Source organism: Myxococcaceae bacterium JPH2, from assembly GCA_016458225.1.
Classification (GTDB): Bacteria; Myxococcota; Myxococcia; order Myxococcales; family Myxococcaceae; genus Citreicoccus.
In genome coordinates this window covers 95,191-107,913 of the sequence record JAEMGR010000010.1, presented here as the reverse complement: position 1 = coordinate 107,913, position 12,723 = coordinate 95,191, and the positions used below count along the sequence as shown (strand labels likewise).

Below are 12,723 nucleotides of genomic sequence, written 5' to 3'. Positions count from 1 at the left end.
GGTCTCGGCAGTGAGCGACGAGAAGAGCGGCGGAAATTCGGGTGGTCCTGGTGGCTTCGGTCCGAAGAAGCCCAAGGCCACCTTCGGCGACGTGATGCTCGGAATTCCCTCGGGCGGCCGGAGCGACGAGCGCGGTGGGCGTGGCGGCGGCCGGGGAGAGGGCCGGGACAATCGCGGACCGGGCCGTGGCGGCGAGCGCGACGCACAGCCTCGTCCCCAGGGTGATGCTGCCGCGTCGGCGCGGGATGACCGCCGTCCGCGCGGTGGCAACGACCGCGGTGGCCAGCAGCGTGGCCCCGGAGGAGGCGACGCAGGTCAGCGCCGTCCGCAGGGGCCCATGGTCGTCGTGAAGCGCGCCTCGGGCGTCATCGAGACGCGTGGCCCGGCGGGTGACAAGCCGGCCGATGCGACCGCGACCGCCGAGGAGACCACCGCCACGGCGGAGGCTTCCGCGGCCGCTCCGGCGCCGGCGCCGCGTCCGGTGGCTCCGACTCCGGCGCCCTCGAGCGCGCTGTACGAGGAGGTCGCCGAGTCCGAGTCCTTCGCCGACATGTTCGAGGCGCAGGTGAAGGACGGAGGCGCTCCCGGTCGTCGCTCGGTTCGGGTGGGCGAGAAGGTCGCGGGCACCATCTTCCAGCTCGGCGCGGACACCGCGTTCGTGTCGCTCGATGGCTCGGCCAAGAGCGAGGCGATGATCGAGCTGCGCGAGCTCAAGGACGACGAGGGCATCCTGCGCTTCGGCGTGGGTGACCGCATCGAGGCGCACGTCGTGGAGATGGGCGCGCGCGGCATCCTGCTGAGCCGGGCGCTGGCCAAGGGCAACGCCTCCATGGCGATGCTGGCCGAGGCGCGCGCCTCGGGCATGCCGGTGGAAGGCATGGTCCTGGCCGTCAACAAGGGCGGCGTCGAGGTCGCCATCGGCGACGTGCGCGCGTTCTGCCCCATCAGCCAGCTGGACATCCGCTTCGTGGAGAAGCCGGATCAGTTCATCGGCGAGAAGCTCCAGTTCCGCGTCACCGAGGTTCGTGACCGCAACGTGGTGCTGTCGCGCCGCTCGCTGCTCGAGGACGAGCAGCGCCGCCTGGCCACCGAGACGCGCAAGAACCTGGCGGACGGCAAGGTCGTCAAGGGCAAGGTCTCGGGCGTCCGGGACTTCGGCGTGTTCGTGGACCTGGGCGGCGTGGAGGGGATGATCCCCGTCTCCGAGCTGTCCTACCAGCGCGTCGGCCACCCGAGCGAGGTCGTCAAGCAGGGCGACGAGGTCGAGGTGGAGATCCTCCGCATGGAGGCCGCCCAGCCGAACTCTCCGGACAAGTCGAAGCAGAAGGAGCGCATCACGCTCTCGCTGCGCGCCCGTCAGGAGGATCCGTTCAAGAAGGCCCTCACCGAGCTGAAGGAGGGCGACCGCCTGCAGGGCAAGGTCGTCCGGCTCCAGCCGTTCGGTGCCTTCGTGGAGCTGCGTCCGGGCGTGGATGGCCTGGTGCACATCTCCGCGCTGAGCGACCGCCGCATCGCGCACCCGCGCGACGTGGTGAAGGAGGGCGAGGTCGTCTGGGTGGTGATCGAGAAGATCGACCCGAACGACAAGCGCATCGGCCTGCGCCGCATCACGGAGGAGGAGGCGTCGCGTCCTCCCGAGGAGCGTCCGGCTCAGGCCGCCGCTGCCGCCGCGCCCGCGGCCCCCGCCGCGCCGCGTCCCCAGCCGGGTCAGGTCGTCGTGGGCAAGGTGGATCGCATCGAGCAGTACGGTGTGTTCCTCGCGTTCCCGGGCGGCAAGGGGCTCATCCCCGCGAGTGAGACGGGCACGGATCGCGGCACGGATCTGCGCAAGCACTTCTCGCTGGGCCAGGAGGTGAAGGTCGCCATCCTGGAGATCGACGCCTCGGGCAAGATCCGCCTCTCCATCCCGGCCGCGCAGCGCGCCGAGGAGCGCGCCGAGGTCGAGGCGTGGCAGAAGACGCAGCAGCCGCAGGGCGCTGGCAAGAAGGGCTTCGGCACCTTCGCGGATCTGCTCAGCAAGATGCGGAAGTAGTGGTGACTCTTTTTCGGCGCCCCTTGCCGATACATGAAGGGGTGCCGAAAAAGGTGTTGACGGTCCAGGGTGTGGGAGGTACTAACCCTCTCACTTCGCCGCGGGGTGGAGCAGCCTGGTAGCTCGTCGGGCTCATAACCCGAAGGTCGCAGGTTCAAATCCTGCCCCCGCAACTCAGTAAGCTGAGGCCCGATTTTGAATGCAGGATCGGGCCTCAGTTGTTGAAAGACATACAAGACAGATGGTGCCGCGGGGTGGAGCAGCCTGGTAGCTCGTCGGGCTCATAACCCGAAGGTCGCAGGTTCAAATCCTGCCCCCGCAACTCAGTAAGCTGAGGCCCGATTTTGAATGCAGGATCGGGCCTCAGTTGTTGAAAGACATACAAGACAGATGGTGCCGCGGGGTGGAGCAGCCTGGTAGCTCGTCGGGCTCATAACCCGAAGGTCGCAGGTTCAAATCCTGCCCCCGCAACTCAGTAAGCTGAGGCCCGATTTTGAATGCAGGATCGGGCCTCAGTTGTTGAAAGACATACAAGACAGATGGTGCCGCGGGGTGGAGCAGCCTGGTAGCTCGTCGGGCTCATAACCCGAAGGTCGCAGGTTCAAATCCTGCCCCCGCAACTCGTAAAACAAGGCCCCGTCCTCCGAACCTGGAGGACGGGGTTTTGTTTTTGGTGCGCAGGGCCGCGCCACGATTGTGTTTTCAGGCGCACGTGAGGGTTTTCGCGCGGATGCGCTGAAGGAATGCGTGGGGTCTGCTGTGAGGCTCCATGTTCCTGTTTGCCTCCGCCGCGCCGCCGTTCTTTCCGGAAGTGGTCGCGATCATCGTCGCGGGCGCGGTGATGGCGTACGTGGGCCACCGCTTTCGCCTGGTGCCCATCGTCGGGTTTCTGCTCGCGGGCGTCGTCATCGGGCCCCACGGTCTGGGGCTGGTGCAGGACCTGGAGCTGGTGAGCGCGGCAGCCGAGGTGGGCGTCATCCTGCTGCTGTTCAGCATCGGCATCGAGTTCAGCCTGGAGAAGCTGGCGCGCCTCCAGAAGCTCATCTTCGGCGGCGGCGGACTTCAGGTGGGGCTGGCCACGGCGGCGACGTGGCTGCTGCTGGCCTCGTTCGGCGTGGACTGGCGCGCCGGAGTGTTCACTGGCTTCCTCGTGGCGCTGTCCTCGACCGCCATCGTGCTGAAGCTCCTGGGCGACCGCGGCGAGACGTCCACGCAGCCAGGGCAGGTATCGCTGGGGCTGCTCATCTTCCAGGACCTCGCGGTGGTGGTGATGGTCCTCGTGGTGCCGATGCTCACGGGGAAGGGGGGCTCAGGCTGGGCGCTCGTGTGGGCCTTGGCCAAGGCCCTGGCCATCATCGTCGCGGTGCTGGTGGCGGCACGCCGGTTGATGCCACCGCTGCTGGAGTCGGTGGCCCGCACCTGTTCGCCCGAGCTGTTCCTGCTCACGCTCATCGCCGTGTGCTTCGGCACGGCCTACCTCACCAGCCTCGCGGGGGTGAGCCTGTCCCTGGGCGCGTTCCTGGCGGGGCTGGTGGTGAGCGAGAGCCGCTTCAGCGAGCACGCCTTCGGGGAGATCCTCCCGCTGCAGATTCTCTTCAGCGCGACGTTCTTCGTGTCGGTGGGGCTGCTGCTGGACGTGCACTTCCTGTTCACGCACCTGCCGGTGGTGGGCGCATCCATCGTGGCCATCCTCCTGCTCAAGGTGCTGACCACGGGCGCGAGCGTGCTGGCGCTCGGTTTTCGTCCTCCGGTGGCGGTGGCGAGCGCCCTGGCCCTGGCGCAGATCGGCGAGTTCTCTTTCGTCCTGGAGCGTTCGGGTCGGGCACAGGGGCTCTTCTTCGCGGGCGTGCCCGACGGCTCGCAGGCCTTCATCGCCGCCACGGTGATGTTGATGGTGCTCACGCCGCTGGTCTCGTGGCTGGGGGGCTGGCTCGCCGGGCGGATGGTGGTGCGCCGCCAGGAGCGCGCGGCGGAGGTCGCGGCCGGCGAGGAGGGCGCGAACGACGAAGCCGCGAGCGAGCGATTCGGGGCGCTGGAGAACCATGTCATCGTCGCGGGCTATGGCGATGGGGCTCGGCGACTCGTGCGCGTGCTGCGCGGCTCGGGCATTCCCTTCGTCATCACCACCCTGAGTCCCTCGGGCGCGGCGGAGGCGGAGTCCGAGGACATGCCCGTGCTGCGCGGCGACTACGCCCGCCAGCGCACGCTGCTGCTCGTGGGCGCGCAGAAGGCCAAGGTGCTCGTCGTCGCGGATGATGAAATCTCCATGGCCCGTCGTGCGGTGGCGGTGGCTCGGACGGTGAATCCGACCATGCGCGTGGTGCTGCGCGCGCGCTCCGTCGCGGACGTGGCGCCGTTGACCGAGGCGGGAGCGGACATCGTCATCACCGAGGAGATGGAGAGCATCGTCAGCATGTTGGTCGCGGTGCTGCGCGACTACCGCCTGCCCGCCGAGGAGATCGATGCCCACGAGGCCGCGGTCCGCCGCGCGGGCTATGCGGCGCTGCGCGAGCCCTCGGGTGATGCGAGGCCCGTGGTGGTGTGCTCGCTGGGCGAGGACTGTCTGGACTCGCGCGAGGTCACGGTGCGCGCGGGGGCGCCCGTGGCGGGGCGCACCGTGGCGGAGCTGGACCTGGAGAAGACCCATGCCTTGCGCGTGGTGGAGGTGCAGCGCGAGGGCATGAAGCTGCACGGCGTGGCGGAATCTCTCCGATTGGAGGTCGGAGACGACGTGACGCTCGTGGGGGACGCGGAGGCGTTCGCTCGGGGCGCGTCGTTGTTCCGCGCTCCGATTTCTGGAGACGCGTCAGTCGAGCCGCCCGCGAACGCGGACTCGCGACCTCCTCAAGTGGCGGACTGGATCGACACCGAGGCCACCATCGTGTTCGAGCCCCATCCGGGGGCGCCGCCGTGCTCGCATCTCGCGCAGATTCATCCGGTGCGTCCGGGCACGCGAGGCTGCGAGGAATGCCTGCGGCTTCATGACCGCTGGGTCCATCTGCGGCTGTGCCTGACGTGCGGGCACGTGGGGTGCTGTGACGACTCGAAGAACCGGCACGCGACGAAGCACCACCAGGACACCTTGCATCCGCTCATCCGCTCCGTGGAGCCGGGAGAGGACTGGGGTTGGTGCTACGTCGACCAGGTGACGCTCTGAGGCGTGGCGCTACAGCGGCTGGAGGTGGTCCGCGATGCGGCCGGTCGCAAGCAGCTCGCGCAGCTCGTCACCCATTCTGCGGCCCTCGTCGAGCACTTGATTCCAGGCCTGCGTGCGCTCGGCGTCGGAGCGCTTCACGAAGTCGTCGCGGTCGGGAATGCGGCGGCCCGGGAGCCGCGCCAGGTGCGCGGGCGACGGCGCGATGATCAGGGCGCGCCGGAAGTTCAAGGGGCTCGCGCGCCGCCAGGGCAGGGACTTGTCGAACCAGCCAGGCACCACGTGGGGATAGAAGTGCGGATACAGCACGAGCCCCTCGCCCGCGCCGTAGTCGACGTCGAGGTGGTAGTCGATGACGCCGCCATCCCGGTACATCCCTGGAGGTCCGCCCGGAATGTCCTGCACACCGCTCAGGACCATGGGGATGGAGCCCGAGGCGAGCAGGGCGGGGCGCAAGTTCTCGCGCGTGAGCGGATGGTGCGCGGTGGGCAGGTCCTTCAGCGCCGCGAAGGGAGAGGTGTCCCCGCCCGTGTGGAAGAGGACGCGCTCCAGATGCAGGCCGAGCGTGCGGCGGCTGATCAGATTGCCCAGCGCTCCCACGCCGAAGCCGAGCGCCTGAAGGGTGGGATTCTCCAGGGCCATCCACCCTCGGCAGCGCGCGGTCACCACGTGGAGGCGTGCCCACGCGTGCGTGAGGATGTCCTCCACGCCGGTGTCACCCAGGAGCTTCTCGAGGATGGCCGCGCTCGTCTCGCTCACCAGGGTCGGGGGCGGCTTGGGCGGATAGCGCTGGGCGACATAGGCCGACGCGAAGCGGTCCAACGCGGCGACGGGGTCTCGATTCGCCAGGCACGCCAGCCGCCAGCTCCCAATCGAGCTGCCCAGGAGGTGGAGCGGGCGCGAGCGTGGCGCGCGGAAGAACTCACCAAAGAGGACGCGGTCGAGGCCGGCGAGCACCAGCCACTTCGGTCCTCCCGATGCGCCCGGAACGACGTCCACGTCATCGGCGCGCAGGCCGCGCTCGCGAATCAGGCGCAGCGCGTCGGGGCCAGCCAGGAGGGTCAGGCTCGTGCTCATCGCGGCGCGGCACGCTAGCAGCCGGTGGGCGACGGAGCCTGACTGACGGGCCGCGCCTTGCGATGCCCGACCCGCGCTGCTGTAGTCCCTTGCATCCCATGAAGAAGCCCAGCTCGTCGGATGTCGAGGCCCGCACACTCAGCCGTCGAACCTTCCTGGGCGGGGCGGTGGCCGCGAGCGCCCTCGTCGCGGGCGAAGTCGACGCGAAGGAGCCGACCTTCCGGCGGGCCGCCGCGTCGGAGAGCGGGTCGCAACGAACTCGGCGCCCGTTCGAGCTGGAGGAGGCCACGCTGGTGGACCTCCAGCGCGCCATGCAGGCGGGCAAGCAGACCGCGCAGTCGCTGACCGAGCTGTACCTGGCGCGCATCAAGGAGCTGGACCGTTCCGGAGAGCTGCCCCTCAACTCCGTCATCGAGCTGAACCCCGAGGCCCTGGCGCTGGCCACCGCGTTGGACTCCGAGCGCAAGCTCCAGGGCGCGCGTGGCCCCTTGCACGGCGTCCCCGTCCTGCTGAAGGACAACATCGGCACGGCGGACAAGCTGCAGACCACGGCGGGCTCGCTCGCGCTCGTGGGCGCGGTGCCGACGCGCGATGCCTTCCTCGTGGAGCGACTGCGCACGGCGGGCGCGGTCATCCTCGGCAAGACGAACCTGAGCGAGTGGGCCAACTTCCGCTCCACGCGCTCGACCAGTGGTTGGAGTGGACGGGGAGGGCAGTGCCGCAATCCGTATGCGTTGGATCGCACGCCCTCGGGATCCAGCTCGGGCTCGGGCGTGGCCACCGCCGCGAACCTGTGCGCGGTGTCGGTGGGGACGGAGACGGACGGCTCCATCGTCTCGCCCGCCGCCGCGTGCTCGCTGGTGGGGATCAAGCCGACGGTGGGGCTCGTGAGCCGCTCGGGCATCATCCCGCTGTCGCATACCCAGGACACGGCCGGCCCGATGGCGCGCACGGTGGCGGACGCCGCGGCGCTGCTGGGGGTGTTGGCGGGAGTGGATCCGCGAGACCCGACCACCGCCGCCGCACAGGGACACCTCGCGGCGGATTACACGCGCTTCCTCGATGGCGATGGCCTCAAGGGGGCGCGCATCGGCGTGCCGCGCGAGCGGCTGTTTGGCTATCACCCCGCGACGGACCGACTGGTGGAAGAGGCGCTGTCGCTGATGGCCTCGCGCGGCGCGGTGCTGGTGGATCCGGTGTCACTGCCCACGCTGGCGAAGCTGGACGAGCCCGAGCAAGTGGTCCTGCTGTACGAGTTCAAGGCGGACCTGGAGACCTATCTGTCGGGCCTGGGCGCCGCGTCGTCCGTGCGCACGCTGGCGGACCTCATCCGCTTCAACTCGGCGCATGCGGATCAGGAGCTGGCGTACTTCGGACAGGAATTGCTGATCCAAGCGCAGGCGAAGGGGCCGCTGACGGACAAGGCCTATCGCAAGGCGCTGGAGACGTGCCGGAGCCTGTCGCGCGAGCGTGGCATCGACGAGGTCATGGCGAAGCACAAGCTGGACGCGCTCGTCGCGCCGACGCAGGGTCCACCGGGGCTCATCGACCTGGTGATGGGAGACCACTGGCTCGGCGGCAGCTCGACGCTGGCGGCGGTGGCGGGCTACCCGTCCATCACCGTGCCGGCGGGCTACGTGCAAGGGCTGCCCGTGGGCATCTCGTTCTTCGGTCGGACCTGGAGCGAGCCGACCTTGTTGCGGCTGGCGTATGCCTTCGAGCAGGCCACGCATCATCGCCGGCCGCCTGCGTTCGTGCCGACGGCGGAGCTGCGGCCCCCGGGCGGAGCGTGAGGCGCCTTCCGCCCGAGGGTTCCGAGCGGGCCAGGGACTCCGGCCCGCTCGGAGGATGACTCAGCGGTAGTAGGGCGAGATGGCCGCGTTGATGCGGGCCAGCAGGTCCTCGGTGCGCAGCAGCTCGTCACCGCTCAGCGTGGGCAGCCGGGCCACCAGGGTGTCCTTCGCGGTGCGAAGGGCCGAGTAGGCGGCCAGCGACTGGTGCGTCTTCAGGATGTCCACCGCCGTGCGGCGCGAGGCCGGGCTGCGGATGCCGTCCACGTTGAGCACGATGCCGCTCAGGTCGGCGATGACCATGGACGTCAGCGGCTGCGTGTTGGCCGGATTGTTGACGAAGCTGCCGCGCGCGGCGGCCGGATCCAGGTACAGGCGGGACAGGATGCGCGTGGCGAGGAAGTCGGCGCGCGCGCCGTAGCCCGGGATGTCGTCCGGAACGGCCAGCGGCGGACGGACCTGCGCCATGGCGATGTCGTAGGCGTAGGCCTGCGTGCCCGCGTCTCCGGCGCGGATGAAGCCGAACTCGCGGTTGCCGTAGTAGTCGAAGGCGCGCGCCAGCTCGGAGTACGACGCGCTGCCCGTGAGGATGAGGTCGAGCACGAGCTGGTGATACGGGCCGACCCAGTAGGTGAGCGGGTCGTCGTAGCGATCGTACGGGAGGCAGTACGGATCCAGCTCGGTGTCCTCGTCGGTGCAGAACGGGTACGTGGGCAGGTCCGAGGACAGGCCGTACAGCAGGCGGATGGCCTGCACGTCATACGGGCCGGGCGTGCTGACGTAGACCGCGTCCGGATCGTAGATGTACTCCATCACCGAGCTGGAGCGCGGCGTGCTCGGCGAGCCGTCGAACGCGAGCGAGCCCGCGAAGTTGTGGCGCAGGCCGAGCGTGTGGCCGACCTCGTGGAGCACCACGTGCGTCACGTAGTTCTCGACGATCTGCTTCTTGGTCAGCGCGGTGGCCGCGGCGGAAGCCGTCCCGGCCTTCTCGGCGGGAGCGCGGCCGCGGGTGTCCGGGCGGAACTGCGGCGCCGCCAGCTCGCAGAGCGAGTCGGACTTCATGCCCGCCCACGTCAGGCGCGTGGGGCGCTGCGTCTTGGCGGTGGTCTTGGCCGTGGCGCTCGCGCCGCCGCCCAGCTCGGAGTCCGCGTACTCGAGCCACAGCGTGTTGAAGTACACGCTGGCGCCGCGGATCTCGCCGGTGTTGGGGTTGGTGCGCCAGTTGGCGAACGCGAAGCCCACGGAGTCATCCGGATCGAAGATGAGGACGTTCTTGTCGTCATCCGCGAAGCCCAGCGAGCTGTCGGCCACGACAGCCTCGAAGACCTTGTAGCCGAACACCGCGTTCCAGTTCTCGATGCCGCGCTTCACCGCGGCCACCACGTCGTAGTTGGCGTAGCGCGGGTCGGCCTGGACGGCCTTGATGTTGTCCGTGATGTACCACTTGATGGGCTTCATGCCCGGGTGCACGTTCCACTTGGCGGCCGTCTGGGTGATTGCCCCCGTGTTCGGGATGATGCGCGGCTCGCTGCGGAAGAAGTACTCCTGGGGCGGCAGCTCGGTGGGCGTGTAGCCCGAGCCCTCGGCGTACTTGCGCAGGCCGATGCCCAGCGTTCCGGACGTGCGGAACTGGTTCTTCTCCAGGAGGTCGCCCGAGCCCGGGTCCGGCGTGTCCGAGTAGCCCGTGAAGACCTGCTCGAAGGTGACGCCGTCCGCGATGCGACGGAAGCGCTGCGCGAAGCTCAGCTCCACCTGGAAGCGCTGCGCGTACTCGCCGAACTGATCGCCCACCACCCCGAAGTGGTTGAGGCCCGCGGTGGGATCGAACAGCACGTACTGATCCGAGCCGCGCGTGCGGTTGAACGCGTCGTAGTTCGTGACGACCGGATAGGCCTCGACGAGCACCTGCGGATCGAACACGTCGCTGTTCGCCTTGCGGTCATCCACGTCGAAGACGAAGAGCTTCCCGTTCTGCACCTTGAAGCTCACCACGCGGGTGCCCAGCGAGGACGCCGCGGAGTAGCTCACGCCACCGGGGAAGTTCTGCTTGAGGAACGCGGACAGGAACCACTTCTGCGCCAGCTCGCTCTTGCGAATGGCGATGTAGAAGCTTTGCCCCGAGTCCTCCACCGCGCCATCCAGCTTCTGCTGGACCACCTGCTGCTGCTCCGTGCTCACCGTGCGCGGAATGGCGACGAACGCCTCGTCCAGGGCGACGTTCAGCTCCGCGGTGGGAGTCTCGGGAGCGGGTGCCGCCGGGGTCTGCTCAGGGCCACTGCAACCCGCCACGAGGCTCGCGGCCAGGGTCACGGCGCCCAGGGAACGCCGTAGCGGGAGATGCCACCTCGTCATGTCTGCCTCCAGAGTCACACTCGGGTGTGCGGCGGACGTCCGGCGTGGACGCCCTGCGCAACCGAAGTATCCGGGAAACAGGCAACTCAGTTGCGTATGCAATGATTGATGGATTTTCCGGACACAAGTCATCATCAAATCGCAACGAACCGCCGCGCTCGGAAGAACGCGCTTGCATTTGCATGCGGATGTTTCGCCTTGCGGGAGGCGGAAGGTGAGGGACTGGAAGTTGCCCTCGCCGCGCGGGGGGAGCGGCTGTTGATTGCGGGAGCGATGGCGGGGACTCGCTGTCCCTCGTTCAACGTTCCCGTTGCTTCCGCACTTCAGTTCTCGGACCGGCATCGCCAGAGGTTGCTCTCCCAGAAGCAGGGCCCGGGGTGGCCCCGGTGCCTGTTGGGTTGGCGTGGTCGGTCGCGGAGGCATGGCGTTGGATCATCGATATTGGAAGGTGTTGGGGATGGCGTGGTTGGGTCTGTCGCTCGCGGCTTGTGGGGACGAAGCCCCGCGCGCGAAGCCGGGGACCTCGGGTGAGGACATCCGCTCCGCTCTGGGTGCGCTCGGGGGCGCGAAGGTGCTGGGGACGCAGGTGGAGGGCGTCATCCCCGACACGATTCGTGGAGAGCTGGCGCACGTGGAGCGAGGCCGCGCGGGCCTGTCCGCGGAGCAGTCCCTGGCGCCCGCGCTCGCCGCGGTGGCTCCGGTGTTCCGCCTGAGTCCGAAGGACCTGGTGTTCCGCAAGGCGAGCACGGATGCCCAGGGCAATGAGCACCTGCGCTACCAGCAGACGAAGAACGGGCTCGAGGTGGTGGGCGGCAACCTCCTCGTGCACGTCCGTCGGGATGGCACGGTGTACATGGCGAACGGCTCGGCGCGGGATGGGGTGAACCTGTCCGCGCGTCCGAGCGTGGCGGCCTCCAGCGCGAGCGCGGCGGCGTTGCGCGCCACGCACGGCACGGACCTCTCGCTGAAGGGGACGCCTCGGCTGGTGTACCTGCGCACCGAGGACGGTCAGCTTCGCCTGGCGTGGGAGACGCGCGTGGTGGGGCAGGGCGAGGGCATGCCGCTGCGCGATCGCGTCTACGTGAGCGCGGCGGATGGCGCCGTGCTGCTGCGCGTGCCGGAGATCCACTCCGCGCTGAACCGCGAGGTCTATGACGGGCACGGCCTGTTGTTGCCGGGCGAGCTGATGCGTGCCGAGGCCGACGCGCCCACCGGCGACACCACGGCCGACACGAACTTCGACATGCTCGGGTACACGTACCGGTGCTACCAGGAGAACTTCGGCCGCGACTCGTATGACAACGAGGGCCACACGTACGTCAGCTCGGTGCACTACGGCTTCAACTTCGTGAACGCCTTCTGGGACGGCGAGCAGATGGTGTACGGCGACGGAGACGGCGTGAACTCGGGGCCGCTGGGGCGCGATGGCGACGTCACGGTCCATGAACTCACCCACGCTGTCACGCAGAACGAGTCGAACCTCCTCTACTTCGGCCAGTCCGGGGGGCTCAACGAGGCCATGTCCGACACGTTCAGCGCGGTGTGCGAGAGCTGGAAGTCGGGCACGTGGAGCACCGACGCGGACATCTGGAAGATTGGCGAGGACATCTGGACGCCCGCGGTTCCGGGCGATGCGCTTCGCTACATGGATGACCCGTTCGCGGATGGGGACTCGCTCGACTACGCGCCGGACTTCAGCTCGGGGACGGATCCGCACTACTCGTCGGGCATTCCGAACCTCGCGTTCGCGCTGCTCTCCAAGGGCGGCACGCATCCGCGCGGGCGCTCCACCGTCCAGGTGCCGGGCATCGGCGTCGAGAAGGCGGCGCACATCTGGTACTACGCGAACACGGTCTTCTACTCGGAGCTGACGACCTTCGAGCAGGCTCGGGCGTGGACCATGCTGGCCGCCGCGGACCTTGGCTACGATCAGGCGACGCAGGACGCGGTGAAGGCCGCGTGGGACGCGGTGGGCGTGGGCGTCGTGCTCCCGCCGCCTGAATCCATCGCGCTGGTCAACGGCGAGAGCGTCACCGGCTCGGACTCCGAGATCGGCCACGGCACGCTGTACAGCCTGGACGTGCCGGCCAACACGCCGGTGACGTTCGCCATCACCGGCGGCACGGGGGATGCGGACCTGTACGTGCGGTTCGGGGCCGCGCCCACGTCGGATGCGTATGACTGCCGCCCGTACCTCAACGGCAGCAGTGAGGTGTGCTTCATGGCGCCGAGGAGCACCGCGGGGACGTTCTACGTGATGCTCCGGGGCTACCCGACGTACTCCAACGTGAGGCTCACGGGGCAGTTCTAGGCGGACC

At 69.0% G+C, this 12,723-nt stretch carries 6 protein-coding genes and 4 tRNA genes; 8 read left to right on the top strand and 2 right to left on the bottom strand.

Annotated features, from left to right (window positions below):
• Window positions 1-10 precede the first annotated feature (10 nt).
• The 6 genes from JGU66_17800 (at window position 11) to JGU66_17775 (ending at window position 5,189) form a co-directional block, all read left to right on the top strand.
• A complete protein-coding gene (locus JGU66_17800) occupies window positions 11-2,032 on the top strand; it encodes a S1 RNA-binding domain-containing protein (GenBank protein ID MBJ6762622.1) in 2,022 nt (673 codons plus the stop codon).
• 99 nt (window positions 2,033-2,131) lie between these two features.
• Window positions 2,132-2,205: transfer RNA gene (locus JGU66_17795), tRNA-Met, on the top strand.
• Between the two features lie 75 nt (window positions 2,206-2,280).
• Window positions 2,281-2,354, top strand: a tRNA-Met gene (locus JGU66_17790).
• A gap of 75 nt (window positions 2,355-2,429) precedes the next feature.
• Window positions 2,430-2,503: transfer RNA gene (locus tag JGU66_17785), tRNA-Met, on the top strand.
• Between the two features lie 75 nt (window positions 2,504-2,578).
• A tRNA-Met gene (locus JGU66_17780) sits at window positions 2,579-2,652 on the top strand.
• A gap of 149 nt (window positions 2,653-2,801) precedes the next feature.
• Entirely contained in the window at window positions 2,802-5,189 is a 2,388-nt protein-coding gene (locus tag JGU66_17775; GenBank protein ID MBJ6762621.1) for a cation:proton antiporter, read from the top strand.
• Window positions 5,190-5,198: 9 nt separating this feature from the next.
• On the opposite strand, the gene JGU66_17770 is transcribed toward JGU66_17775, so the two are convergent.
• Complete coding sequence (locus JGU66_17770) at window positions 5,199-6,263, bottom strand: patatin-like phospholipase family protein (protein ID MBJ6762620.1); 1,065 nt, start codon at window positions 6,261-6,263, stop codon at window positions 5,199-5,201.
• A gap of 98 nt (window positions 6,264-6,361) precedes the next feature.
• Here JGU66_17770 and JGU66_17765 point away from each other — a divergent pair, with 98 nt between their 5' ends.
• Window positions 6,362-8,056 (top strand): amidase, encoded by a 1,695-nt coding sequence (locus JGU66_17765; protein ID MBJ6762619.1) that lies wholly within the window; start codon window positions 6,362-6,364, stop codon window positions 8,054-8,056.
• Window positions 8,057-8,116: 60 nt separating this feature from the next.
• On the opposite strand, the gene JGU66_17760 is transcribed toward JGU66_17765, so the two are convergent.
• A complete protein-coding gene (locus JGU66_17760) occupies window positions 8,117-10,405 on the bottom strand; it encodes a zinc-dependent metalloprotease (GenBank protein MBJ6762618.1) in 2,289 nt (762 codons plus the stop codon).
• Window positions 10,406-10,832: 427 nt separating this feature from the next.
• Here JGU66_17760 and JGU66_17755 point away from each other — a divergent pair, with 427 nt between their 5' ends.
• Window positions 10,833-12,716: a M4 family metallopeptidase gene (locus JGU66_17755; protein ID MBJ6762617.1), complete on the top strand. Its 1,884-nt coding sequence runs from the start codon at window positions 10,833-10,835 to the stop codon at window positions 12,714-12,716.
• Window positions 12,717-12,723: the final 7 nt, after the last annotated feature.

Excerpts from the sequence above, each read along its gene's own strand:
- JGU66_17775 (MBJ6762621.1), top strand. The coding sequence starts at position 2,802 with ATGTTCCTGTTTGCCTCCGCCGCGCCGCCGTTCTTTCCGGAAGTGGTC.
- JGU66_17770 (MBJ6762620.1), bottom strand. The coding sequence starts at position 6,263 with ATGAGCACGAGCCTGACCCTCCTGGCTGGCCCCGACGCGCTGCGCCTG.
- JGU66_17765 (MBJ6762619.1), top strand. The coding sequence starts at position 6,362 with ATGAAGAAGCCCAGCTCGTCGGATGTCGAGGCCCGCACACTCAGCCGT.
- JGU66_17760 (MBJ6762618.1), bottom strand. The coding sequence starts at position 10,405 with ATGACGAGGTGGCATCTCCCGCTACGGCGTTCCCTGGGCGCCGTGACC.